We start from the raw sequence: 23,232 nt of genomic DNA, 5'->3' as shown, positions 1-23,232 counted from the left end.
TCAGATGCGGTCGCGGCGATCGTTGTCGGTGAGGCCGGTGCCGCGCTCGGCGTCGGTCTCGACCTCGACCTGCTCCTTGCGGACCTCGGCGTCGACGCGCTCGGTGTCGCGGACGGTCTCCTTCTCGAGGCCGACCTTCTCGACGCCCACGGTCTCCTTGGCGACGACGGGACGCTCCTCGTGGAGGGTCACCTCGACGTCCTCCTCGCCGATGGTGCCGGCGGTGGCCTCGGTGCCGTTCAGCGGGGTGCGCTCGACGCGGACCTCTTCGCGCTCGAGGGGCACGTCCACGGTCTCGTTCTCGGTGACCACGTACTTGCGCAGACGGGCACGGCCGGTCTCGCGCTGCTCCTTGCCGACGTGCAGCCGCTCCTCGTGGCGGACCACGCCGTTGTCGGCACGGTCGGTGAGGTCGCGGTCACGGTCGACAGCGGTGCGGTCGCGGTCGGCGTACCCGTCGTTCTCGGAGTAGCCGGTGGTGCCGGTCGCCGGGACGGCGTTGCGGTCGGTGTCCGCCGCGTAGCGGTCGTCGCGGTCGGCGAGACCCGCGGTGCCGGCAGCACCGGCGGTGCGGTCACGGTCGCTGGTGCCGTTGCCGGAGTAGTTCATCTTGTAGTAGCGGTAGATCTCCTCCTCCTCGGCCGGGGAGAGGTGCTGGTCCGCGTCCACGTTCGGGGCGTCCTTGATGACGTCCTTGGTGTAGGGAAGGACGAGGCGGTCGCCGTCCTGCTGAGCTCCGTCGGCGGGGACGAAGCTCTCCTTGGTGCCGAACAGACCGGTGTTGACGGTCACGAAGGTGACCTCTTCGGTGTTGTCGTCCAGGAAGACCTGCTCGACCTTGCCGATCTTGTTGCCGTCCGACCCGTAGGCGGTGGCCGAGAGCAGTGCGTTGACGTCGTACGTAGCCATGAGAACTCCTTCTTCTATTCTGCGAGGCAACGGTCTCCCCTGGAAGGGGGGCCCGCCGCGGACGATCTCCGCCGGGGTACGGGGTGCAGCTCGTCCGCTGTTATTAGTAACCATACTGGCAATCAGTTCACTGGCCAATGGCTTCACTGAGAGTGAAACTCCTGGATCCGAGCGGTTTTCCGGCTCATCATGAGCCGGTTCCCCGGAGGCCCGGCGGAGCTGCGGCGCGCACGGCCGCCGGGGTTGCCGGGTCGGTGAGGTCCCAGGCCTGCTCCGCGCTGAGGCTGATCCCGCGGGGCCCGGTGCGCCGCGTCCGCCCCCGCACCAGCAGCATCCGCGTGCCGAACAGGTGCTGTCCCGAGCGGGACTGGGCGTCGGAGAAGAAGGCGCAGTCCACCGTGCCCGTGCCGTCGTCGAGACTGACGAAGACCACCCGCCGGCCGCTGCGCATGGGAGGGGTCATGGTCGAGATCCGCACCCCCGCCACGAGCACCTCGGACCGGCTGCGCAGCTCCAGCAGCCGCTCCGCGGGCGTGACCCCGAGCTCGCGGAGCAGGGGCGCCCAGCTCTCCAGCAGGTGCGCCGAGACGTCCACCGCGAGCAGGTCCAGCTCGGTGCGGACCTTCTCCGCCAGGGTGGGCTCGGGGCGCTCCGCGGGCAGCGCCCGCAGCTCGAGGTCACCGAGCGGGAGGGACAGCTGCCCCTCGACCTCCCCGGCCGGCCGGCCGGGACGGCCGCTGTCCGCCCGGGCCCGCAGGGCGTGCACGAGGTCGGCGCGGGAGGCGGCGCCGCCGGAGCGGCGCAGCAGGCCGTCGAAGGCCCCGACGGCGGCGAGCCGCTCGAGGGTGCGCCGGGCGGGACGGGCCCGCTGCCGCAGGTCGGCGAGCGAGGCGTAGGGCTGCCCGGCCACGATCCGGCGGACCTCGGCCTGCGAGACCCCGTGGATCCCGGTGAGGGCCAGGCGCACGCCCAGGCGGGCGGGGTCGTCGTCGAGCCGCTCCACCCGGTAGTGCTCGTCGGAGCGGTTGACGTCCACGGGCAGGACGGGGATGCCCATCCGGCGAGCCTCCCCCACGAGCAGTCGCTTGGGGTACATCCCGGGATCGTGCTCCCACAGCCCCGCGAGGAACGCCTCCGGGTGGTGGGCCTTCAGCCACGCGGACTGGTAGGTGGGCACCGCGAACGCCGCGCCGTGGGCCTTGCAGAAGCCGAACGAGCCGAACGCCGCCAGGATCTCCCAGACCCGGTCCACGACGTCCAGCGGGTAGTCCCGCGCGCGGGCCCGCTCGCGGAAGAACTCCTCCACCTCGAGCTGGCGCTCGGAGCCCAGCCGGCGGCGCAGCTCGTCGGCCCGGGCGAGACCGCACCCGGTGAAGGTGTCGAGGATCCGCAGGACCTGCTCGTGGAAGACGGTCACACCGTGGGTCTCGGCGAGGATCGGGTCGAGGGCCGGGTGGATCGAGACGGGCGCGGACCAGCCGTGACGGTGCTCCAGGTAGGGGCGGACCATGTCCGAGTGCATGGGCCCGGGGCGGAACAGGGAGATGTCCACGATGAGGTCCCGGACGCTCGTGGGCGCCATCTTGCCGATGAGCTCGCGCTGGCCCGGGGACTCGATCTGGAAGCAGCCCAGGGTGTGGGTCGAGCGGATGAGCTCGAACGTCCTCCCGTCGTCCACGGGGATCGCCTCGAGGTCCAGGCGGGGCCGGCCCGGGTGGATGCGGGCCACCTCGTCCACGGCGTGGGCCAGCGCCGACTGCATCCGCACGCCGAGGATGTCGAGCTTGAGCATGCCCATCGGATCCATGTCGTGCTTGTCGAACTGGCTCATGGGCATCCCCGTCCCGCTGGACTGCACCGGGGTGCGGTCCAGGAGGCTCAGGTCCCCCAGGATCACCCCGCACGGGTGCATGGAGATGTGCCGGGGCAGCCGGTCCAGGCGCTCGGTGAGGTCCACGAGGAGGTCGAGCTGCTTCTCCTGGGCCACCTGCTCGGCGAAGTCCCGCAGCTCCGGCTGGCGGGCGATGGTCTCCCGCAGCGCCGAGGCCGGCAGGTGCCACAGCTGCTTGGCGGCACCGTCCACGGTCTCGGGATCGATGCCGAGCGCCAGCCCGGCGTCCCGGACGGCGCCGCGGGCCCGGTAGGCGTTCTGCATGCTCATGAGGCTCACCCGCTCGGGGCCGAAGCGCTCGAAGATCCGCCGGTAGACGCGGTGGCGCTCGGCCGACTCGACGTCGATGTCGATGTCCGGGAGGGTCGAGCGGTCGTTGGAGAGGAAGCGCTCGAAGAGCAGCTCGTGCTCGAGCGGGTCCACCTGGGAGACGTCGAGCAGGTAGTTGACGAGCGAGGACACCCCCGAGCCGCGGGCGGCGTGGCGGACCCCCAGCTCCCCGATCATCGTGGAGACCTCGGCCACGGTGAGGAAGTAGGAGGCGAAGCCGAGGTCCTCGATCACCCCGAGCTCCCGCTCCAGCCGGTCCCGCACGGCCCGCGTCGCGCGGCGGCCCGGGTAGCGGCGCCCCAGCCCCGCCTCGCACCGGGCCCGCAGCTCCGCCGGCGCCGGCCGCTCCAAGCCCAGCACGGAGGCCTCGGGCACCACCGGCCGCCCCCAGCCGCAGTCGGCGACCGGGTCCAGCCGGCACCGGTCGGCCACCCGCTGGGTGCCCGCCAGCAGGGCCGCGGCCCCGGCGGTGCCGAGGTCCGCGGCCCGGGCGATCTCCGCGGCGAGCGCGTGCATCTGCCGGGCCGACTTGAGCCAGCCCTGGCCGTTGGGCTGCAGCGGCTCCGGTGCCGCCGCCCACCGGGACGCCCCGGCCCGCCCGGTGCCTCCTCCCCTGCGGCCGGGCGCGTGCTCGGCGCGCGCGCCGAGGGTCTCGAGCGGGGTGAGGGCGCGGGCGGCGTCGAGGACGTCGGCGGTGGCGGCCTCGGCGGGGGTGGCGTAGCGCACCGCGTTGGTCAGCACGGGGCTCAGCCCCGCCTCGAGGGCGGCGCGCAGCATCCGGGCCGCGTGGGACGTGCTGCCCGCCGTGCCGGGGGCCGCCAGGTGCGATGCCACCTCCACGGCGAGCGCCGGCGCGGAAAGCAGGGCCCGCCACCGGGCCAGGGCGGCGCGTCCGGTGCGGTAGCGGCGGGCCGCGAGCTCCTGCCCGACGTCGGACGCGGGTCCGAGCAGCACGGTCAGGACCGGCTCCCCGTGCCGGGGTGCGCGTGCGGAGGCCGCGATCTCGGCGGCGGTCGCCCCTGGCGGGCCCTCCGTGGCGTGGGCGGTGGAGACGAGCCGGCACAGGGCGGCATAGCCCGCGCCGGCGGTGCCGCCGACCGCCAGGACCACCACGCGGCCGAGGGCGCGCTCGTGACCGGGGTCCAGCAGGGCGAGGTCGACCCCCAGCACCGGGTCGATGCCGTGCTCCCGGCATGCGCCCAGGTGCTTGATCGCCCCGTAGAGCCCGTCCCGGTCGGTGCAGGCGAGCACGTCCGCGCCGTCCGCCGCGGCGGCCGCCGCCAGGACGGCGGGCCGGCTGACCCCGAAGTGGGCGCTGAAGGCGGTGGCGACGTGCAGGTGCGGAAAGTTCACGCCCCCATTCGAATACCTGTTCGAATATTAAGTCAATTGCAAACCGCCGGGGAGGGCGGAACGGACGGGTTCGACTGCCCCGTGCTCCGCCCGGCCGCCGGGAGGCCCGGGGCGGTCCCGGCGCCGTCGGGCCGGGCTCCTCCGCGGACTGCCGGTGCTGCCGGACACCGCCGGCGGCACCGGCCGGCGGGTGTCATCCGCCGAGGCCCACGACGGCGATCATCACCGGGACGATGGTGACGATGAGGATCACCCCGAGGATGTCGAAGACGATGCCGGTGCGGATCATGCGGGTGATGGGCACCGCCCCGGTGCCGTAGACGATGGCGTTCTGCGGGGTGGAGACCGGCAGCATGAACCCGAACGAGGCGGCGAAGGTCGCGGCCATGGCGGGCACGAACGGGTCCACGCCCATGGCCTGGCACAGCGGGATGACGATCGGGACGATCACCGCGGCCGAGGCCGTGTTCGAGGTGGTCTCCGAGATCAGCACGGCCAGCACGGCCGAGAAGACGGTGATCGCCACGACGTTGGTGATGTTGAGGTTTTCCGAGGCCCCGGTGCCGATGGTCTCGGCCAGACCGGTGTCGGCGAGCAGGGAGCCGAAGATGATGCCGGTGCCGAAGAGGATGATCGTGCCCCAGTCGATCTTCGCGGCGTCGGACCAGGTCAGGGTCGCCTCACGCTTGGCCCAGTTGGTCGGGAGGATGAACAGCAGGGAGGCGCCGAGGACGGCGACGATGCCCTCGTCGAGGCGGTCGTCGAGGAAGATGTACGCGGCCGACTCCGTCCCGCCGAACAGGCTGGCGAAGGCCGGCAGCAGCCACAGGGTGACGGTGAATCCGAAGGCGATCAGGGTGTTCTTCTCCGCCCGGCCCATCTTCCCCTGTGCCTCGCGGTGCTCCCGGATGTAGTCCTCCACGCCCTCGATCTGCCGGATCTCGGGCTTGTTGAGCAGGAACATGATCACGGCGAGCACCACGAACATCGCCAGGCACACCGGGAAGGCGATGACCATCCACTGCGCGAAGGAGATCCGGGTGCCGGTGGCCTCCTCGATCAGGCCGCGGCCGATGAGGTTCGGCGGGGAGCCGACCGGGGTGAGCAGGCCGCCCACGGACGCGCCGTAGGCGAGCATCAGCAGCAGCGCCGCGCCGACGCGCAGGCGCAGCGGGTCGAAGTCGGCCTTCACCACCCCGCGGTCCTGCATCATCTCCGCGATCACGGCCAGGATGCCCAGGGCGGTGGGCATCAGCATCGCCACGGTGGCGGTGTTGGAGACGAAGGCCGAGAGGATGCAGGTGATCACGCCGAAGGCGACGATCACCCGGTACGTGGACCGGCCCACCCCGGGCAGGGAGAGCACCGCCAGGGCGAGCCGCTGGGCGATGCCGTGCTTGAGCATGGCCTGGGCCAGGATGAACGCCCCGATGAAGGTGAAGATCGTGGTGGACCCGAAGGGCGCCAGGACGTCCCCGGCCGGTGCGACCCCGAGGATGACCACGGCGGCCACGCCGATGAGACCACCGATCGGGATGGGCACGGGCTCGCAGATCCACAGGACGATCACGCCGAGCAGCACGGCGGCCAGCGTCTGCTGGGTCGGGTCCAGGTTCAGGGGCAGGAGGGCGAAGACGATCGCCACCGCCGGGGCGAGGAACAGCCCGGTGGTCTGGCGGGCGCGCTCGAACTTCTCCTCCCGCGGCGACAGCGTCTGCTCGCTGAGACTGCGGAAGGTCTTGCCGCCCAGGAGGGCGGCACGGACGTCGGTGGGACGGGGAGCACTCGGTGGGCCGCTCGGGGCCGGTTGCTGGGTCTGCACGGTCGTGGTCCTTCCTCGTCAGAGAGCACCACTGTGCGCTTGTGATGCGGGTCACGTCCAAGGCTTGTTGTCTACTACACCGATAGGAAGAAACAATGAGTCACGGAGCGCCCGGCAGGCCCTCTCCGCCACAGGCCCCCGGAGCCGAACAGGAGCGGAGCGGGGCGTGCGGGCGCGGCCCTCGAGCAGGGAGGCGAACATGGACGTCCGACAGCTGACGTACTTCCTGGCCGTGGTGGACCACGGCGGCTTCACCCGCGCCGCGGAGCAGCTGATCATCGCCCAGCCCTCCCTGTCCCAGACGATTAAGGGGCTCGAGCGCGAACTGGGGGTGCCGCTGTTCCACCGGATCGGGCGACGGGTGGTGCTCAGCGAGGCGGGCCAGGAGCTCGTGGGTCCGGCCCGGGTGGTGGTCCGGGACCTGGACGCCGCCCGGGCGGCCATCGACGACCTGAAGAAGGTGCGCAGCGGCCGCCTGGACGTGATCGCCATGCCGTCCCCGGGCATCGAACCGCTGACGTCGATGATCGCGGCCTACGCGCGGTCCCACCCCGCCGTGACCCTCGATGTCGCCGCGGCGTTCACCCCCGACGAGGTGGCCGACGCCGTGCGCACCGGCGGCGCGGAGATCGGGATCCTGGGCGCGGACCGGCCGTTCCGCTCCGCCGAGGTCGACGTGCTGCATCTGGAGCAGCAGCCCCTGGTGCTGATCGTGAACCCGCGGGCGGACGCCTTCGGCGACGACGACACCATCGGCCGGCAGGACCTGGCCGGGCACCGGGTGGTCGTCTCCCAGCGGGGATCGCTGATGCGCCGGCTGGTCGACGACGCCCTGGCCGGCGGGGTGCGGCTCGAGATCACCGCCGAGGTCGCCCACCGCACCTCGGTGCTGCCGTTGGTGCTGGCCGGGGTCGGCCACGCAGTGATGCCCTCGTCCTGGACCCCGCTGGCGCGCGCCGCCGGGCTGCGCGTGCTGGGCATCGAACCGGTCAGCGTGCTGCACGTGGCCGTGCTCAGCCGCCCTGCCCACCTCACCCCGGCGGCCCGGGCGTTCCTGGCGGTCGCCGCCGAGCACGCGAGCCGGCACCCCGACGACCACCCCCGGGCGCCGTAGAGGGCGCCGCCGGGCGTGCCGCGGAGCACGCCGTGGAAGACGCCGCGGAGCACGCCGCGGAGCGGACCATAGGGGGTTCCTATCTACGGGATGGGAATCCGGTCTTGGACCTGCCCGAAGCCGGGGCGTTCTACTGGTACCTGACACCGCGCTGCACTGCGGACACCAAGTGCTGCACTGCGGACACCAGGCAAGAGCACCCGAGAAGGAGAGCACCCCCATGGCCGAGCCCCAGGTCTTCAGCATCGCCTCGATCCCCGCCGACGGCGTCGGCAAGGAGGTCGTCGCCGCCGGGCGAACGGTCCTGGACGCGATGGCCGCCCAGTCCGGCGGGGCGTTCTCCTTCGACTGGACCGAGTTCCCCTGGGGCTCCGCGTACTACGCCCAGCACGGGGTCATGATGGACCCGGACGGGCTGGAGGACCTCAAGGGGTTCGATGCGATCTACTTCGGGGCCGTCGGCTGGGAGAACGTCCCGGACCACGTCAGCCTGTGGGGGCTGCGGCTGAACATCACCCAGAACTTCGACCAGTGGGCCAACATCCGCCCCGTGCGCTTCCTGCCGGGGGTGCAGTCCCCGCTGCGCAAGGCCGATCACACCGCCCTGGACTGGGTCGTGGTCCGGGAGAACAGCGAGGGCGAGTACGCCGGGCTCGGCGGGCGCAACCTCGCCGGCCGCGGCCCCGGCAACGAGGTCGCCGTCCAGTCCTCGCTGTTCACCGAGAAGGGCTGCGAGCGGATCATCCGCTTCGCCTTCGACCTGGCCCGCACCCGCACGGTCCGGAAGGTCTCCAGCGTGACGAAGTCCAACGCCCAGCAGTACGGCATGGTGCTGTGGGACGAGGTCTTCGCCCGGGTCGCGGCCGACTACCCCGACGTGCAGACGGAGTCGGTGCTGGTGGACGCGATGAGCGCGAAGTTCGTCCTGCACCCCGAGGAGCTCTCCGTGGTGGTGGCCTCCAACCTCAACGCCGACATCCTCTCGGACCTCGGCTCCGCCCTGGCCGGCAGCCTCGGCCTGGCGGCGAGTGCGAACCTCAACCCGGAGCGCCGGTTCCCCTCGATGTTCGAGCCCGTCCACGGCACCGCCCCCGACATCGCCGGGCAGGGCATCGCCAACCCGATCGGGGCGATCGCCAGCGCGGCCCTGATGCTCGACCACTTCGGCCTCCACGATCAAGCCCGCCGGCTGGAGGCCGCCATCGAGGCCACCACCGCCGCCGGTCACCTCACCCGCGACATCGGGGGCACCGCCGACACCGACCAGGTCACCCAGGCGATCATCGAGGCCCTGGCCACCTCACTGACCCCGGCCTGAGACCCCGCCCGTCCCGGACGCGACGGTCACCGGCACATGGCGCAGATCGTCCGTTCGACCAGGGAGGCGCTGCGGCGGTCGACCTCGTCCTCCACGAGCCGACCGGGAGCATCGGGGCACCACCCGAGGTCGTCCCGCACGTCGGCGGCGACCTCGGATCCTCCCCTGCTCGGGGCGACCCGGAAGCCGATGTCCCCGCCCTGCCTATGCTGAGGCCGGGTGACAGCACGGCGGCAGCCCGGGCAGCGCTGGAACGGCGGCCGCGACGACGGAGGGGTGTGGGGGCATGGCGGCGAGCTATCGGTACGAGGTGGAGATCCTGCACCTGCTGGTGTCCCCGGGGCACGCCTACTTCGGCCGCGCCCGGGACGGCGCCGCGGACGTCCCCACCACCGACGCCGAGCAGGTCGAGCTGGTCGCCGGCAAGGGCGTGGTGGGCGACCGGTTCTTCGGCAAGGCCGCGCACATGGACGCCGCCGTCACCCTGCTCGCCGTCGAGGCGCTCGAGGCCATGGCCGCGGATCTGGGCACGGCTCCCTTCGACCCGCTCCTGACCCGCCGGAACGTGGTCCTCCGGGGAGCCCATCTGGTCCCGCTGCTGGGCGAGGATTTCGTCCTGGAGTCCCGGGGCGCTCTCGTGCGGCTGCGGGGCGGGCGCCCCGCCCACCCCTGCGCCTGGATGGACCGGGTCCTGGCACCGGGCGCGCACGCCGCCATGCGGGGGCGAGGGGGTCTGCGCTGTCGGCCGCTGTCCAGCGGCGATCTGTACCGCGGGCCGGCCGTGCTGCACAGCCCGGTCCCGCTCGATCCGGAGCAGGCCGGGACGGCCGTGCTGCGCCGCCCGTCCCGGTTTCCGTAGCACGCACCCCGGCCGGCCAGGGGCGGCGCCGGGTCAGGCCTGCGCCAGCTGGGGCAGCACCGTCTCCCCGAAGGCGTCGAGGAAGGGACGCTGCTCCTGCCCCACGTGGTGCAGGTAGATCTCGTCGAAGCCGAGCTCGGCGTACTCGTGCAGCCACTGGGCGTGCCGGCCGAGGTCGGCGGAGACGTTGACCGCCCCGGCGATCTGCTCGTCCCCCACGTCCTCCTGGATCGCCTTGCGCTGATAGTCCTGGGGCGAGGCGAGCTCGGCCATGGTCACGGGGCCGAAGACGTTGGTGCGCCACTGGTCGAGGGCGATCGCGCGGGCCTGCTCCGGGGAGGGCGCCCAGCTCAGGTGCACCTGCAGCGCGGCCCGGCCGGTGCCGCCGGCCTCGCGCCAGGTGCCGAGCATCCGGCGCAGGTCCTCCAGGGGCTGCTGGACGGTGATGAAGCCGTCGGCCACGGGGGCGAAGCGGCGGACCGTCGTCGGGGTGAGCGCGGCGACGAGCAGGGCGGGCGGGGCCTCCGGCAGGTCCCAGACCCGGGCGCGGTCGGCGTGGAACGGCTCCCGGCAGGACACCTCCTCGCCCGCGTGCAGCCGGCGGACGACGTCGAAGCTGCCCTCGAGGAACCGCTGCCGCTGCTCCTTGGCCGGCCACTCGGGGGCGACGGCCCGCTCGTTGAGCTTCTGCCCGCTGCCCAGGGCGGTCCAGATCCGGCCGGGGAACATGCGGGCGAGGGTGGCCGTGGCCTGGGCGGTGACCACGGGGTGGTAGCGCCGGCCCGGGGCGTGCACGAACCCGAACGGCAGGTCCGTGGTGGCCAGGGCGGCGCCCAGCCAGGACAGGGCGAACCCTGAGTGGCCCTGGTGCGGTGACCACGGCTCGAGGTGGTCCGAGCACATGGCGGCGCCGAAGCCGGCCTGCTGGGCGTGCCCGACGTCGCGCAGCAGCTGCTCGGGAGGGATCTGCTCGTGGGAGGCGTGGAAGCCGATCGTCGCCATGGGGTCCTCCGGTCGAGAGCGGGAACAGGACAGTGGGATCAGGACAGCAGGACCGAGTGGGACGGGTGCCGCGGACCGGGTCAGCCGGCCACCGCCCGGAGGTCCTCGGCGGGGGTGCAGACGTTGCGCAGCTCGCCGATGCCTTCGATCTCGGTGACGACCTCCTGGCCGTCGCGCAACCAGATCCGGCGGGGCTTCTGGGCCAGGCCCACGCCGGCGGGAGTGCCGCAGGCCACGAGGTCCCCGGGCTCGAGGGTCAGGAACCGGCTGAGGTACTCGACCAGCTCCACGGCGGAGAAGATCATCCGGTCGGTGCCGGAGTCCTGGTGCCGCACGCCGTCCACGGTGCAGCGGATCGCCAGCCCCGCCTCGGGATCGATCTCGTCGGGGGTCACCACCACGGGACCCACCGGGGTGGTGCGGTCGAAGTTCTTGCCCTGGAACCACTCGGAGGTCCGGCCCTGCCAGTCCCGCACCGAGATGTCGTTCATGATGGTGTACCCGGCGATCGCGGCCCGTGCCTGCTCGGGCGTGGCGTGGCGCAGGGGCGAGCCGATCACCACGGTGAGCTCGGCCTCCCAGTCGATCTTCTCCGACTCCTCCGGCATGGCGATGGGGTCGGTGGGGCCGATGAGCGCGGTGGCGTACTTCGCGAAGATCGTGGGGTGCTTCGGGATCTCCTGGCCGACCTCCTCCGCGTGGTCGTAGAAGTTCAACCCGGCGCACAGGATCTTGCCCGGGCGCAGGACGGGGGTCGCCAGGTCCTCCGGGGCCGGCGCGGGGCCCGGCTCCCCCGGCAGCCGCAGGTCGCCCCCGGCGAGGAGGGCCCCGACGTCGGGCACGGGGAGGTAGACGGTCCGCCCGTCCTCCTGCCGGAAGGCCTGGGTGGTGCCGTCGCGTCGCACGGTGCCGAGTCTCACGGGTGCTTCCTCACGTTCTGCGGTGCGGTCTCCGCCTCCGATCCTATGCACCCGCGGCGGGCCCGTGCACAGCGGCGGACCTACGCACAGCGCACCACCCGGATGCCCGAGGCGCTCGTGGCCGCGAGCAGCCGCCAGCGCCCGGTGTCGAGGGTGTGGACGAGCTCGAGGGTCAGCAGCTCGGAGCGGGTGTTCAGCTGGACCTGGACCCGCCACATCTGCTGGTCCACCGCCCCGATCCCGCGGTCCTTGGGCAGCCGCGCGTCCTCGGACCACCAGGCGCGGCGCTCGTACCAGCGCACCGGGTCCTGGGCCACCAGGTAGTTCCGCCCGCGCCAGCGCACACCCACCGGCACCCCCTCCGTGTCGCAGTCCACGTCGACGCTCTCCGTCAGGAAACCCACGACGGCTCCTCTCTCCCTCGGCCCGGCGCCCGTCCCGCGGTGCGCCCTGTCCCCTGGAAGCTAGAACATCTGTACGACACGCTAACCCCTGAGGGCACCGGAACGGAACAGGTGCTCCCCTGGAACCATCGCTCCGGCCAGCGCGTTCACTTTTGCGACCACGAGGGGGGAAGCATGGACAACCCCAGCGAAATGGATACGCTGAATGCACGGAGGGCCTGCCCTGCGCGGCCCGCCCGGACGTCCCCTGTCCCTCGTCCGCCCCGCCGGAGCAGCCGGCGTCGACCTCACGGAGGCCTCCCATGACCGGAACCATCACGCTGATCGCCCACACCGCGGCGAACACCAAAACACCCGCGGTGAACCTGCGTCCGGCCGGCCCGGAGGACGCCGAGAGCCTCGCCCAGCTCTACTACTCCTCCTACGAGCAGGGCGGGGTCTCCAGCCTGGAGGAGGCCCGCCAGGTGATCCGGGGCGTCTTCGACGGGGAGTACGGGCCCTTCCTCCCCGACGCCTCGCCGGTGGTGGTCGACGACGACGGGACGGTGGTGGCCGCCGCGCTCGTGCTGTCCCGGCGGACCGGCGAGGACCTCCCCGACGTCCCCTACATCTTCGAGCTGTTCACGGCGGCCTCCCGCCGCCGCCAGGGCCTGGCCGAGCAGCTCGTGCGCTGCGCCATGAGCACCCTCTACGACAACGGCTACGACCAGGTCAGCCTGCGGATCGACGAGGACAACGCGGCGGCGCTCGCGCTCTACCTGACGCTCGACTTCAACCGCTGGGTCCCCGAGACGGACTACGTCTGAGCCCGGCGGACGCTCCGGACCGGGGGGACGCCGGAGGAGACGCCGGAAGGAACGGCACGAAGAAGACCCGGCAGCAGGCCAGGAAAAAGGGCATAGAGATGGCCACAGAGAAGGCCCGGGACCCGCGGTGCGGGTTCCGGGCCTTTCCCACGGCGTCCCCCGTGGCCCGGTCAGAGCATGAACTCCTCTCGGACGGGGGGCTCGACGGCGATGTCGACGAACCGCGCCCAGCGGCAGCGCACCGCCACGAGCCGGGTGCTGGTCTTGCCCGTGGCACCCGGGTGCCGGGACTCCAGCACCTCACCGGCGTCCCGCGCGGCCGGCCCCTCGAGCACGGCGGCCTCGCCCTCGAGCTGGAACTCCTGACCCGTCCCGGAGACCACCACCAGGGAGACGCGGGGGTCCGCGAGGAGGTTGGCGTACTTGCGGCTGCGCTCGTTCGTGCCGAAGACCAGCCGCCCGTCCCCGAGGGCCGCGAGGTTGATCCACGCGGACTCGGGGCAGCCGGCGCCGCTGCTGGTCGCCACGACCCCGCCGCCGTGGGCGCGGACGAAGTCGGTGACCCGGTCGACGGGCTCCCGGGGGCTCAGAACAGGCTCCGCTGCGGCACCACGAGCTCCGGGGAGTTGTTGCGCACGCTGCCGACCGCCGGGTCCACCGGGTCGAGCACCCAGCGGGCGGCCGTCCGGTGCGCCTCGGCCCGGACCAGGTCCACGAGCTGCGAAGCGTCCTCCTCCCCCGGGCGCAGCCAGTCCCCGACGTGCTCGGGCGCCAGCGGGATCGGCATCCGGTCGTGCAGACCGTGCAGCTCCGTGAGCACGGGGTGCTCGTCGGAGGGCTCCGGGGAGTCGGTGGTGAGGATGGAGCAGGACAGCAGCCAGCTGCTCCCGCCGCCGTCCTTGCCGGGCTGCAGGGCCGCGGAGCGCAGCTCGGTGCCCTCGGGCACCCGCCACCACTCGTAGATCCCGGCGAACCAGATGGTCTCCTCCGGGTCGGCCGGGTGGACGTAGTAGGGCTGCTTGCGCCCGCCCTTGCCTGCGCCGGGCTCCTTCTTCCACTCGTAGTAGCCGTTGGCCGGGACCGCGCACCGGCGGGCGCGGACCGCCTTGCGGAAGGACGGCTTCTCGAGGACGGTCTCCGACCGGGCGTTGAACATCTTCGACCCGACCGCCGGGTCCTTGGCCCAGCCCGGGACCAGTCCCCAGCGGGCGACGTGCAGCTCGCGGACCAGCTCCCCGTCGTCGTCCCCGCCCCTCAGGCGCTCGAGGACGATCGGCACGTCGGTGGTGGGCGCGGTGTTCCAGTTGGCCCGCAGCCGCTCGGAGTCGGCGGTGTCGCCGAGGCTCTCGTCCGGGACGGCCCCGGTCTCGGCCACGAGGTCGCCCACGGCCCGGGCGATGACATAGCGTCCGCACATCTGCTGTCTCCTCGGTCTGCCCGGCCCGCGGCCGGGGCTCAGTCGGTGAGCGGCCCGTACCCCAGGTACTGGGAGTACATGCCGTACACCTTGCGGATCCCGCGCTCGACGTCGGCCACGGTGGTGCCCGGGCGCAGGTCGTCGACGGCCCCCGCGGTGGCGGGGTCCCAGTCCAGGTCGAGGGCGGCGTAGACGTCGGTGAGCACCGAGCGGATGGGCTCGGACTGCTCGACCACCAGCACGGTGCTGAAGTACCAGGCGCCCGCGACCACCCGCTGGGCGGTCCCGGCCAGCTTCACCTTCGCGCCCGGGATCGGAGTCGACGCCGGGTGCGTCCCGTGCACGCTGTGCTCGCCGGCGCAGTACTCGCCCGGGATCTCGCCGACGTCGGCCTCGACCTCGAGCTCCTCCAGGGCGGCCACGATCATGTCGCCGAAGAGGCGGTAGCGGTCCTGGATGCCCGAGGTGGGGTCCTCGGCGGCCTCGAGGTGGTCGATGATCAGGCACCCGCCGTGGTAGGCCGCGGCACGGCCGCCCACCTTGCGGACCAGGGGCTCGAACCCGCTCTCGCGGGCGGCCCGGGCTGCGTCGGCGAAGCCGGGGCGCAGCTCGTCCCGGCGGCCGAAGGCGACCGTGGGGGCCGGTTCGTAGAGGCGCAGGACGGGCCCGCTGCGCCGCACGTCGGCGAGGAGGGTCATGGCGCTCTCGTAGTCCTGCTGGGCGCCCAGGGACTCGCGCTGGCGGAGAAGTTTCATGCTGGTCCCAGTCTAGTGGCGGATCCGGACGGTGCTGCGGCGGGTCACGACCGGGCGATCCCGCTGCCGCGGAACCACCGACCCAGGGCCAGGGCGCTGAGCTCCACCTTCTCGGCCCACGCGACCGCCTCCTCGTCGGCGGCGTCGGAGACGTGCTTGACCATCCGCAGCGGCACGCCGAGGTGCCGGCAGGCCACCGCGATCGCCCAGCCCTCCATGTCCACGAGGTCCGCCCGGGCGGCCAGGGCGTCCCGGGCGGGTCCGCCGGCCACGAAGGAGTCCCCGGTGGCGAGCACGGGCCCGTCGCCGCCGAGCTCGATGACGTTGTCCACGGGGATCCCGGCCGCGCGCAGGAGTTCCTCGTCCACGTCCCGGTTGATGATCCGGGAGGGCTCGAGCACCCCGGTCAGCCCGTGCCTCAGGGCGCCGGCGCTGCCGATGTTGAGCACCGTCAGCTCCGCCCGGCGCGCGGGGTCCGGGCAGCGGGTCAGGACCGCCTCGGTGGTGCGCACCGCCGCGGCCGACATCCCGACGCCGGTCAGGACCAGGTCGATGTCCTCCGGGAAGTACTTGGTCTCCAGGGGATGGGCGGCGAGAACGAGCAGCTGTGGCACCCCGTCACTCTATCCGCCCGCTCCGGCAGCCGGGCACTCAGCGCGGGCGGCCGGTGAACAGCGCGGCGAGCCGCCGGTCGGACTCCGCCTGGGCGTCGAGGTCGTGCGCGCCGCCCGTCACGAGCAGCTCGTCCGCCCCGGTCCGCGAGAGCAGTCGTTCCAGCTGGTCCCGGACCTCCGGGGCCGTGCCGTGGACGGAGGACATGAGGGTCTCCTCCACGAGGGCCCGCTCCCGGGCCGTGAGCCCGTCCGGCTCCGCGGACCGCGCGGGTGCCAGGGGCGGGAACTCGCCCCGGGTGCGGGACGCGGCGAGGGCGCGGGCCTCGGGCAGCAGCAGATCGCGGGCGGCCGCACGAGTCCGCGCCACCGCGACGTTCGCCGACACCACCACGTAGGGGTGCGGCCACCACGACGACGGGCGGAACCGCGCGCGGTACCGCTCGAGCACCGCGGCGCCGCCGCCGGGGCCCTCGCGGGAGAGCGCCGGGCCGCCGAGCACCACGGCGAGTCCCGACCGGGCCGCGGTCTCCACCCCGGCCCCGGTCGCCAGGACGAACACCGGTGTCGCGGCGTGGTTGCGGGGCCGGGCGGTCACGGGGGCCGTGCCGGAGAGGTGGGCGAGCAGCTCCGCGAGGTCGTCCCCGAAGCGGTCCGCGGCCTCCTTGCCGGTGCGCAGCGCGTCCCGGACCGCGGCGGTGAAGCCGAGGGACCGGCCCACGCCGAGGTCGATCCGCCCGGGATGCAGGGCCTCGAGGGTGGCGGCCTGCTCGGCGACCACGAGGGGCTGGTGGTTGGGGAGCATGATCCCGCCGGAGCCGATCCTGAGGCGGTGGGTCCGGGCGGCCAGGGCGGCCATCAGCACCGCCGGCGCGGACCCGGCGATCCCGGGCACCGCGTGGTGCTCGGCCACCCAGAACCGGTGGTAGCCCAGTTCCTCCGCGCGCTCGGCCCGCTCCAGGACGCGGGCGAGATCCTCGGCCTCCGTGGAGCCGTCCCGGGAGTTGGCGCGGTCGAGGAGGGAGAGCGGAACGTCGGAGAGGGCCATGGTGCGCACAACCCGGGCGGCGGGGGAAGCATTCCGGGCGGCCGCCGCCCGTGGTGGCCACGGACGGAGCCCGGGGCGGCTGGGACCGACGCACGGAACGGCCAGGCCCGGAGCCCGGGGTGGACAGCACCGCCGCTCGGGTGGGCGGGGCCGGAGCTCCCGGACGGCTAGGGCCGGCGCCGGACCTGGATCCGCCCGTCCTCGACGCGGGTCTCGTAGGCGGGCTGCGAGGTGGTCGCCGGTCCGCGGACGACGGCGCCGTCCGCGAGCCGGAAGGTGCTGCCGTGCCAGGGACAGGTGACGCACCCGCCGTCGATCGTCCCCTCCTCGAGCGGGCCGCCCATGTGGCTGCAGACGCTGTCGAGGGCCTCGATCCGGTTCCCGTCGCGGACGAGCAGCACCGAGACGCCGCCGGCCGGCACCCGGCGGTGCCCGCCGGCGGCGAGGTCGGCGTCGGCCAGGACGTCGGTCCACCGCCGTGGGCCACGGCGCCAGGCGGTGCGGTTGACGTTGACGCCCCGCACGAAGACGAGGTGGCCGCCCAGGTAGCCCCCGCCCGTGACACAGCCGTAGCCGGCCAGCGCGAGGGCCTTGCCGGCACCGCGCCGGCCCCGGAGCCGGGCGGCGAGCGAGGCCGTGTAGAACGTCAGGGCCACGCTGTTGGCGGTGGCGTGCACCAGGCCGATCCGCCGGTCGGCGCCCTGGGTGTCGGACCAGTCGCTGAGCCCGGTCGCAGCCGTGGGGACGGCGGCGGCCAGCCCCGCGACCACGAGCACGTCGGCGGCGCGGGCCGTGCTGGGGCCGCCGGCCAGGTCCAGCACCGCCGCCATGGTCCACGCGCCGATCGGGACGTCGGTGAGGAGGGGGTGCAGCGGGTGCCCGATCACGGTGCCGCTCAGCACGTTGCGCACCGGCGCGGGCCGCACCGCCCGGCCCACGGCGCGGGCCAGGGGCTCGGCCACCCGGTCCAGTGCCTTCCACGTCTCCATGCGGGCCACCAGGTCCTCGAGCTGTTTCATGACCGCCTCCTCAGCGCCGGGGCGGTCAGTGTCCCACTCCGCCCCGGGCGGGACAAGGACGTCCTGGAGTGTGAAGACCGGCGGCACCGGGAGCGGCTCAGCCGGCGCGGTCGAGGGCCTCCTCGGCGGCGACCCAGCCGAGCATGGCGCACTTGACGCGGGCCACGAACCGGGAGACCCCGGCGAAGGCGGCGGCGTCGCCGAGGAACTCTTCGTCCGGGACCACGGTGCCGCGGGAGCGCAGCAGGTCCCGGAACGCGCCGATCAGCTCGCCCAGCTCGGCCCGGGTCATCCCGGGGGCGGTCTCGGCGAGCACGGAGGCCGCGGCCATGGAGATCGAGCAGCCCTCCCCCTCCCAGCTGAGCCGGGCCACCACCGGCTCCGCGCCCTCGGGCCCGGCCGCGAGCTCGACCCGCACGGTGATCTCGTCGCCGCACGTCGGGTTGTACTGGTGCGACTCCCCGGCCCCGTGCCCGGGCGCCGGGGCGGCCAGGCCCTCCCCGGTCCGGCGCCTGGCGTGGTCGAGGATGACCTCCTGGTACATCCCGTCCAGCGCGCTCATGCAGTCCTCCTCGGTGGTTGCGGTGCGGTGCTCACGGGGCTCAGCCGGTCACGCGGAAGTAGGGGCGGACCCCGGCGAGCTCGGTGAGGAACCGGTCGACGTCCTCGCTTGTGTTGTACAGGTAGGTGCTGGCCCGGGTGGAGGCGGTCAGCCCCAGCGCCCGGTGCAGCGGCTGGGCGCAGTGGTGGCCCACCCGCACGGCCACCCCGGCCGAGTCCAGGACCTGGCCGACGTCGTGGGCGTGCACCCCGGCCACGTCCACGGCCGCCAGCCCCACCCGGTCCCCGCCCGCCGGCGGGCCGATCAGCCGGATCCCCTCCAGCTGGGCGAGCCCGGCCGCGAGCCGCTGCCCCAGCTCGTGCTCGTGGGCGGCGACCCGCTCCATCCCCACACCCTGCAGATAGCGCACCGCCGCGGCCAGGCCCACGGCCTGGGCGATCCGCTGGGTGCCGGCCTCGAACCGGGTCGGGGCCGGCAGGTACCGGGCGGACTCCATCGTGACCTTCGTGATCATGGATCCGCCGGTGAGGAACGGTGGCATCACGTCCAGCAGCTCGGCGCGTCCCCACAGCGCCCCGATGCCGGTGGGCCCGAGCATCTTGTGCCCGGAGAACACCGCGAAGTCCACCCCCAGCCCGGGGAAGTCCACGGGCAGGTGCGGCACCGACTGGCAGGCGTCCAGCACGCTCAGCGCCCCCACCGCCCGCGCCAGGCCCACGAGGGCGGCGACGTCGGTGATCGCCCCGGTGACGTTGGAGACGTGGCTGAAGGCCACCACCCGGGTGCGTTCGCCGATGACCTCGGCGGCGGCCCCGAGATCGAGGGCGCCGTCGTCGTCGACGGGGATCCAGCGCAGGGTGGCCCCGGTGCGGGCGGCCAGCTCCTGCCAGGGGATGAGGTTGGCGTGGTGCTCGAGCTCGGTGGTGACGATCTCGTCGCCGGGGCCCAGCCGGAAGCGGGCGGCCGCCTCCGCCCCGCGCCCGGCGGTGGCGTTGGAGAAGGAGTAGGTGATCAGGTTGAGCGCCTCGGTGGCGTTGGAGGTCCACACCAGCTCGGCCTCGGGGGCCCCCACGAAGCCGGCCACGACCCGGCGGGCCTCCTCGTAGGCGTCGGTGGCCTCCACCGCCAGGGAATGCGCCCCGCGGTGGACCGCGGCGTTGCGGTGCAGGTAGAACTCCCGCTCGGCGTCCAGCACCGCCAGGGGCTTCTGCGAGGTGGCGCCGGAGTCCAGGTAGACCGCCGGGCTGTTCGTCAGCAGCGGGAAGTCCTCCCGGAGCGCACGCACCTCGGGATCGGTCAGGGGCAGCACGTGGTTTCCGTCCATGCTCCGACACTGTACGGCCCGGACCCGGGTGTTCCCCGGCCGGGCGCCTCCCGGCGTCACGGGCGGGCTAGCGGTGGCGGGGGCGCAGGTAGGTGTTGCCGTTCGCGTCCTTCTCGACCACGAACTCCTCCTGCAGCTCCTGGTACCACTGCCGGGTCTGCTCGCTGGGCTGGTCCTGGCCCCGCAGGTCCCGGCGGCTGCGGGCCGCCGGCCCGTAGATGCGCATCGACAGGTCGTCGAAGCGCCGGAACAGGCTGCGCCGGGGCTCGTCGTCGGGGTGCTGGTGCTTGCGCATGGTGTCCTTCCGGGTGGTGGTCCGGGACGTCTCCCCCCATGATCTCCCGCCGGGCGGGGGAAGGCGAAACGGGAACGGCCCTCGACGGGCCCCGGCCGGCGAGGTCTGCGGGGTCGCCCGGACCGGTGCCGCGCCGGAACGGCTCCCGGGGCTCAGCCCTGGACGAGACGGGTGAGCAGTCCCGCGGCGACCAGCAGCGTGCCCGCCGCGGTGAGGAGCCGCAGCCAGCGGTACGGTGCGACGAGGGCCCAGCGGTGCGGATGCCGGGCGTGGTAGTAGACCGTGACCTCCGCCCCGGCCTCGGGCGCGGGGGCCGGCGGGCGCGGCCACGGTTCTTCGTGGATCTCGTACCGGGTGGTGTGCCAGCGCAGCCGGTGCCGGCCGTCCTCCACCAGGTGCACGGCGGCGGTCCTGACCCACCAGGCGTACAGGCACCGGACGAGCAGCGCGGCCACCAGCAGCGCCGTTCCCGCGGTGAGGCACGCGGCGCTCACCACCCCGGTGCGGGCCATCTCGCTGAGCTCGGTCACGGAGGCGAGCCTAGCGCCCCGCCCGGCGCGGAGGGCTCGCTCCCGACGCCGGTGCGCGGCGGCCCTCCCGCGCGCGGCGTGGTCGGCGCCCGGCCGCGGGCGTCAGGCCCAGGTCGCCGCCGCCAGGCGGGCGAGGACCGGTCCGACGTCGTAGGCGGTGGTGCTGTTGGCCATCACGACGATGCCGAGGCCGCGGTCCGGGTAGAGGCGCATGACGTTCCAGAAGCCGGCGCCGGTCCCGTAGTGCTCGACCCACTCGTGGGAGCCCGGGCCGGGACCGCGGAACCACCCGATGCCGTGGTCGAACGGTCGTCCCGGGTGCTCGATCGTCCGCATGGCCCGGGCCGCGTCGGCGGACAGCACCCGGCGGCCGTCGATCCGGCCGTCCCCCAGGTGCAGGCGCAGGAACCGGCCCGCGTCGAGCACGTCGCCGACCAGACCTCCGTACGCGGGACCGTCCACGTAGAAGGGGCGCAGGCCCAGGTGCGCCCCTGTCCGCGAGCCGACCACCCCGCGGGGCAGCAGCAGCCGCAGCAGGGGGTCGGCGAGCCGCGGGGCGCGCAGGCTGCCGGTCGCCGCCGCGGCGTCCTCCCGGTAGGCGAACCCGGTGCGGGTCATGCCGGCCGGGTCCAGCACCGTCTCCCGCAGACAGGACTCGAACGGCGCCCCGGTCACCACCTCGACGATCCGGCCCAGGGCGAGATAGCCCACGTTGGAGTACCGGGCCCTCTCCCCCACCGGGTACCGGTACGCCCGCCGGCGCCGCATCAGCCGGCGCAGCAGGTCGCCGGCCGACGGCGGCGGCGCCCCGGCCGGATGGACCCACCGGATCGGCAGCGGGTTGGACAGTCCCGCGGTGTGGGTCAGCAGCTGCTCCACCGTCGGCCGACTCGTCCCGGGGGACCGCAGGAAGTCCACGTAGTCGTCGACGGGCGCCTGCAGGTCGAGCCGCCCGGTCTCGGCGAGCGCCATGACGGCGGTGGCGGTGACGGGCTTGGTCATAGAGAACCACGGGTACGCCGTGCCCGGCGTCGCGGGGACGTCACCGGCGAGGTCGGCCGTTCCGAAGCCGGCCGCGCAGAGCACTCCGTCCCGGTGGACCACCGCCAGGGACAGGCCGGGGACGCGTCCTGCGCGCATCATGGCCGTCACCGCGTCCTGCAGCTCGGCCGGTGGCGGCGCCGGGAGGGAAGAGCTGCCGCCGGGCGAAGAGCTCTGCATCGGGACCTCCGGACGCGGGTCGCGGGGGTTCCCGCCGCCCGACAGGACCACCGTGCGACCCGGTGAGCCGCGTGTCAAGAGCGCGCACGGACGTCGGGGGACATGACAGACGTATTGACGAACGTCGATGTTGGTGGCACTCTTCCACATAGACGGACGTCGATATCCAAGAGCGTTCGTCGCACCCGAAAGGAACCTGTCATGTCCAGAGTCCAGCTCGCCCTGCGCGTGGCCGATCTCGAGCGCTCCATCGAGTTCTACTCCACCCTGTTCAACACGGCCCCCGCCAAACGACGCCCGGGCTACGCCAACTTCGCCGTCGCGGAACCCCCGCTGAAGCTCGTGCTGCTGGAGGGCGAGCCCGGTGACGACACCCGCATGGACCACCTCGGCGTGGAGGTGGAGAGCACCGAGGTCGTCGAGGCGGCCGCGCAGCGCCTCGCCGACGCCGGCCTGACCACCCGCCCGGAGGAGCAGACCACCTGCTGCTACGCCGTCCAGGACAAGGTCTGGGTGACCGGTCCGGGCCACGAGCCGTGGGAGGTCTACACCGTCACCGCCGACGCCCGGCCCGACCTTGAGGGCAGGACCGGCCGGGAGCTCTCCGCGGTCGGCGGCGACGGCTCGTGCTGCACCGCCGGTCCCGCGGCGTGATCCACGGCGGACCGCGGAGTCCGGCTGCTCCAGGGGGTCACGAAAGGGAACGCCCCTGGTGACCCTCTGGTTGCAGGAGTAAACTGGTGTCCTCAGCTGTTGCGCCTCGGCGCCGGGACGTCTTTCCCGGTGCCACCGGTCCCCCGGAGGCGCATCGCGCCCCGGGGGCGTCTCCCGGTCGGCCGGGGGCCGACCGACGACTCCGGCACGTGCCGCCGGCGCCCGTGCCGACGATCCACCTCACGACCTCGGGGACCCACCATGAAACACCCACTCCTCTCGCGCGTGCTCACCGGCGCGTCCGCCACCGTGCTGGCGACCGCCGGGCTCGCCGTGGGCGCACCTGCCCAGGCCGCGACCGCGCAGCCCGTGTTCTCCTACGCCCAGGGCTGGCGCGTGGACCAGCACGTGCGCGAGCTCGCGGACGTCAACGGTGACGGCCGCGCCGACGCCGTCGGCTTCGGCAACGCCGGCGTCCAGGTCGCCTTCGGCCAGACCAACGGCACCTTCGGCACGCCACGGATGAGCCTGCGCGACTTCGGCACCGCCCAGGGCTGGTCCAACGCACGGCACGTGCGCACGCTCGCGGACGTCGACGGCGACCGCCGCGACGACCTCGTGGGCTTCGGCGACGCCGGCGTCTACGTCGCCTACTCCCAGGGCGACGGCAGCTTCACCGCGCCGCGGCTCAAGGTCCGCGACTTCGGCTGGAACCAGGGCTGGCGCGTCGACAGGCATCCCCGCGAGCTCGCCGACCTCAACGGCAACCTGACCGCCGACATCGTGGGCTTCGGGCACTCGGGCGTCACCATCTCCCACGGCCTGTCCAACCGCACGTTCACCGGGACCGGCATGCGCATCGACAGCTTCGGCTGGGACCGCGGGTGGCGGATCGACAAGAACCCGCGACTGCTCGCCGACGTCGACGGCAACAGCACCGCCGACATCGTGGGCTTCGGCGACGCCGGCACGTACGTCTCCTACTTCTCGGCGCTCGGGGACACGTTCACCCAGCCCGCGCTGGAGATCCGCAACTTCGGCTACGCCCAGGGGTGGCGCGTCGGGCAG

At 73.6% G+C, this 23,232-nt stretch carries 23 protein-coding genes; 6 read left to right on the top strand and 17 right to left on the bottom strand.

What is annotated here, in order from left to right; genetic code table 11:
• The 3 genes from ACYVM4_RS16935 to ACYVM4_RS16925 form a co-directional block, all read right to left on the bottom strand.
• On the bottom strand, positions 1-909 hold the full coding sequence (locus ACYVM4_RS16935; protein WP_460669288.1) for a DUF2382 domain-containing protein: 909 nt from the start codon (positions 907-909) through the stop codon (positions 1-3).
• Positions 910-1,096: 187 nt separating this feature from the next.
• Positions 1,097-4,483: a DNA polymerase III subunit alpha gene (locus ACYVM4_RS16930; protein ID WP_460669287.1), complete on the bottom strand. Its 3,387-nt coding sequence runs from the start codon at positions 4,481-4,483 to the stop codon at positions 1,097-1,099.
• Between the two features lie 193 nt (positions 4,484-4,676).
• Positions 4,677-6,305 (bottom strand): SLC13 family permease, encoded by a 1,629-nt coding sequence (locus tag ACYVM4_RS16925; RefSeq protein WP_368820052.1) that lies wholly within the window; start codon positions 6,303-6,305, stop codon positions 4,677-4,679.
• A 199-nt stretch (positions 6,306-6,504) separates the two neighbouring features.
• Here ACYVM4_RS16925 and ACYVM4_RS16920 point away from each other — a divergent pair, with 199 nt between their 5' ends.
• The 3 genes from ACYVM4_RS16920 (at position 6,505) to ACYVM4_RS16910 (ending at position 9,596) form a co-directional block, all read left to right on the top strand.
• Positions 6,505-7,419 carry a LysR family transcriptional regulator gene (locus ACYVM4_RS16920; protein ID WP_368820051.1) on the top strand — a complete coding sequence of 305 codons (915 nt, stop codon included), beginning with the start codon at positions 6,505-6,507 and terminating at the stop codon, positions 7,417-7,419.
• Positions 7,420-7,639: 220 nt separating this feature from the next.
• Positions 7,640-8,737, top strand: a complete 1,098-nt coding sequence (locus ACYVM4_RS16915; protein WP_460669286.1) for a tartrate dehydrogenase — start codon at positions 7,640-7,642, stop codon at positions 8,735-8,737.
• A gap of 286 nt (positions 8,738-9,023) precedes the next feature.
• Positions 9,024-9,596, top strand: coding sequence for an MOSC domain-containing protein (locus tag ACYVM4_RS16910; protein ID WP_368820049.1), 573 nt, complete (start codon positions 9,024-9,026; stop codon positions 9,594-9,596).
• A gap of 33 nt (positions 9,597-9,629) precedes the next feature.
• On the opposite strand, the gene ACYVM4_RS16905 is transcribed toward ACYVM4_RS16910, so the two are convergent.
• From ACYVM4_RS16905 to ACYVM4_RS16895, 3 genes are all read right to left on the bottom strand, one after another.
• On the bottom strand, positions 9,630-10,598 hold the full coding sequence (locus tag ACYVM4_RS16905; protein WP_460669285.1) for a TIGR03885 family FMN-dependent LLM class oxidoreductase: 969 nt from the start codon (positions 10,596-10,598) through the stop codon (positions 9,630-9,632).
• A gap of 80 nt (positions 10,599-10,678) precedes the next feature.
• The gene (locus tag ACYVM4_RS16900; protein ID WP_368820046.1) at positions 10,679-11,518 is read right to left on the bottom strand and encodes a fumarylacetoacetate hydrolase family protein; all 840 of its coding nucleotides are present in this window, start codon (positions 11,516-11,518) and stop codon (positions 10,679-10,681) included.
• A gap of 80 nt (positions 11,519-11,598) precedes the next feature.
• Positions 11,599-11,922 carry a DUF6504 family protein gene (locus ACYVM4_RS16895; RefSeq protein ID WP_460669284.1) on the bottom strand — a complete coding sequence of 108 codons (324 nt, stop codon included), beginning with the start codon at positions 11,920-11,922 and terminating at the stop codon, positions 11,599-11,601.
• A 302-nt stretch (positions 11,923-12,224) separates the two neighbouring features.
• On the opposite strand from ACYVM4_RS16895, the gene ACYVM4_RS16890 reads away from it, so the two are divergent.
• Complete coding sequence (locus tag ACYVM4_RS16890) at positions 12,225-12,728, top strand: GNAT family N-acetyltransferase (protein WP_368820044.1); 504 nt, start codon at positions 12,225-12,227, stop codon at positions 12,726-12,728.
• 170 nt (positions 12,729-12,898) lie between these two features.
• Here the strand turns inward: ACYVM4_RS16890 and ACYVM4_RS16885 are convergent, their stop codons facing one another.
• The 11 genes from ACYVM4_RS16885 to ACYVM4_RS16835 form a co-directional block, all read right to left on the bottom strand.
• A complete protein-coding gene (locus ACYVM4_RS16885; protein WP_460669352.1) occupies positions 12,899-13,318 on the bottom strand; it encodes a pyridoxamine 5'-phosphate oxidase family protein in 420 nt (139 codons plus the stop codon).
• The gene (locus ACYVM4_RS16880; RefSeq protein ID WP_460669283.1) at positions 13,315-14,145 is read right to left on the bottom strand and encodes an SOS response-associated peptidase; all 831 of its coding nucleotides are present in this window, start codon (positions 14,143-14,145) and stop codon (positions 13,315-13,317) included. Before ACYVM4_RS16880 ends, ACYVM4_RS16885 begins: the two co-directional genes overlap by 4 nt.
• A 38-nt stretch (positions 14,146-14,183) precedes the next feature.
• Positions 14,184-14,900: a lipoate--protein ligase family protein gene (locus tag ACYVM4_RS16875; protein ID WP_460669282.1), complete on the bottom strand. Its 717-nt coding sequence runs from the start codon at positions 14,898-14,900 to the stop codon at positions 14,184-14,186.
• 44 nt (positions 14,901-14,944) lie between these two features.
• A complete protein-coding gene (locus tag ACYVM4_RS16870; RefSeq protein WP_368820041.1) occupies positions 14,945-15,514 on the bottom strand; it encodes a nucleosidase in 570 nt (189 codons plus the stop codon).
• Between the two features lie 37 nt (positions 15,515-15,551).
• Positions 15,552-16,559 (bottom strand): MsnO8 family LLM class oxidoreductase, encoded by a 1,008-nt coding sequence (locus ACYVM4_RS16865; protein WP_368820040.1) that lies wholly within the window; start codon positions 16,557-16,559, stop codon positions 15,552-15,554.
• Positions 16,560-16,726: 167 nt separating this feature from the next.
• The gene (locus tag ACYVM4_RS16860; protein ID WP_460669281.1) at positions 16,727-17,578 is read right to left on the bottom strand and encodes a Rieske (2Fe-2S) protein; all 852 of its coding nucleotides are present in this window, start codon (positions 17,576-17,578) and stop codon (positions 16,727-16,729) included.
• A gap of 97 nt (positions 17,579-17,675) precedes the next feature.
• Positions 17,676-18,140, bottom strand: a complete 465-nt coding sequence (sufU, locus tag ACYVM4_RS16855) for a Fe-S cluster assembly sulfur transfer protein SufU (RefSeq protein ID WP_368820038.1) — start codon at positions 18,138-18,140, stop codon at positions 17,676-17,678.
• 40 nt (positions 18,141-18,180) lie between these two features.
• Complete coding sequence (locus ACYVM4_RS16850; RefSeq protein ID WP_460669280.1) at positions 18,181-19,464, bottom strand: aminotransferase class V-fold PLP-dependent enzyme; 1,284 nt, start codon at positions 19,462-19,464, stop codon at positions 18,181-18,183.
• Between the two features lie 67 nt (positions 19,465-19,531).
• The gene (locus ACYVM4_RS16845; RefSeq protein ID WP_460669279.1) at positions 19,532-19,759 is read right to left on the bottom strand and encodes a hypothetical protein; all 228 of its coding nucleotides are present in this window, start codon (positions 19,757-19,759) and stop codon (positions 19,532-19,534) included.
• Positions 19,760-19,911: 152 nt separating this feature from the next.
• Positions 19,912-20,289 carry a hypothetical protein gene (locus ACYVM4_RS16840; protein WP_460669278.1) on the bottom strand — a complete coding sequence of 126 codons (378 nt, stop codon included), beginning with the start codon at positions 20,287-20,289 and terminating at the stop codon, positions 19,912-19,914.
• Between the two features lie 102 nt (positions 20,290-20,391).
• Positions 20,392-21,510 (bottom strand): serine hydrolase domain-containing protein, encoded by a 1,119-nt coding sequence (locus ACYVM4_RS16835; RefSeq protein WP_460669277.1) that lies wholly within the window; start codon positions 21,508-21,510, stop codon positions 20,392-20,394.
• Between the two features lie 201 nt (positions 21,511-21,711).
• On the opposite strand from ACYVM4_RS16835, the gene ACYVM4_RS16830 reads away from it, so the two are divergent.
• Both ACYVM4_RS16830 and ACYVM4_RS16825 read left to right on the top strand, forming a co-directional pair.
• A complete protein-coding gene (locus tag ACYVM4_RS16830) occupies positions 21,712-22,164 on the top strand; it encodes an ArsI/CadI family heavy metal resistance metalloenzyme (RefSeq protein WP_460669276.1) in 453 nt (150 codons plus the stop codon).
• 261 nt (positions 22,165-22,425) lie between these two features.
• Positions 22,426-23,232 (top strand): FG-GAP repeat domain-containing protein (locus ACYVM4_RS16825; protein ID WP_460669275.1); only part of this gene is annotated, 807 nt, incomplete at its 3' end.

Source organism: Kocuria himachalensis (assembly GCF_054784195.1).
Note: the sequence above shows the minus strand (reverse complement) of the source record. Positions and strands in the feature narration are given on the sequence as shown.

Bases quoted from the DNA above. Each gene is read 5' to 3' on its own strand.
- ACYVM4_RS16935 (WP_460669288.1), bottom strand. From the start codon at position 909: ATGGCTACGTACGACGTCAACGCACTGCTCTCGGCCACCGCCTACGGG.
- ACYVM4_RS16920 (WP_368820051.1), top strand. From the start codon at position 6,505: ATGGACGTCCGACAGCTGACGTACTTCCTGGCCGTGGTGGACCACGGC.
- ACYVM4_RS16915 (WP_460669286.1), top strand. From the start codon at position 7,640: ATGGCCGAGCCCCAGGTCTTCAGCATCGCCTCGATCCCCGCCGACGGC.
- ACYVM4_RS16910 (WP_368820049.1), top strand. From the start codon at position 9,024: ATGGCGGCGAGCTATCGGTACGAGGTGGAGATCCTGCACCTGCTGGTG.
- ACYVM4_RS16905 (WP_460669285.1), bottom strand. From the start codon at position 10,598: ATGGCGACGATCGGCTTCCACGCCTCCCACGAGCAGATCCCTCCCGAG.
- ACYVM4_RS16890 (WP_368820044.1), top strand. From the start codon at position 12,225: ATGACCGGAACCATCACGCTGATCGCCCACACCGCGGCGAACACCAAA.
- ACYVM4_RS16880 (WP_460669283.1), bottom strand. From the start codon at position 14,145: ATGTGCGGACGCTATGTCATCGCCCGGGCCGTGGGCGACCTCGTGGCC.
- ACYVM4_RS16875 (WP_460669282.1), bottom strand. From the start codon at position 14,900: ATGAAACTTCTCCGCCAGCGCGAGTCCCTGGGCGCCCAGCAGGACTAC.
- ACYVM4_RS16865 (WP_368820040.1), bottom strand. From the start codon at position 16,559: ATGGCCCTCTCCGACGTTCCGCTCTCCCTCCTCGACCGCGCCAACTCC.
- ACYVM4_RS16860 (WP_460669281.1), bottom strand. From the start codon at position 17,578: ATGAAACAGCTCGAGGACCTGGTGGCCCGCATGGAGACGTGGAAGGCA.
- sufU (WP_368820038.1), bottom strand. From the start codon at position 18,140: ATGAGCGCGCTGGACGGGATGTACCAGGAGGTCATCCTCGACCACGCC.
- ACYVM4_RS16850 (WP_460669280.1), bottom strand. From the start codon at position 19,464: ATGGACGGAAACCACGTGCTGCCCCTGACCGATCCCGAGGTGCGTGCG.
- ACYVM4_RS16845 (WP_460669279.1), bottom strand. From the start codon at position 19,759: ATGCGCAAGCACCAGCACCCCGACGACGAGCCCCGGCGCAGCCTGTTC.
- ACYVM4_RS16835 (WP_460669277.1), bottom strand. From the start codon at position 21,510: ATGCAGAGCTCTTCGCCCGGCGGCAGCTCTTCCCTCCCGGCGCCGCCA.
- ACYVM4_RS16830 (WP_460669276.1), top strand. From the start codon at position 21,712: ATGTCCAGAGTCCAGCTCGCCCTGCGCGTGGCCGATCTCGAGCGCTCC.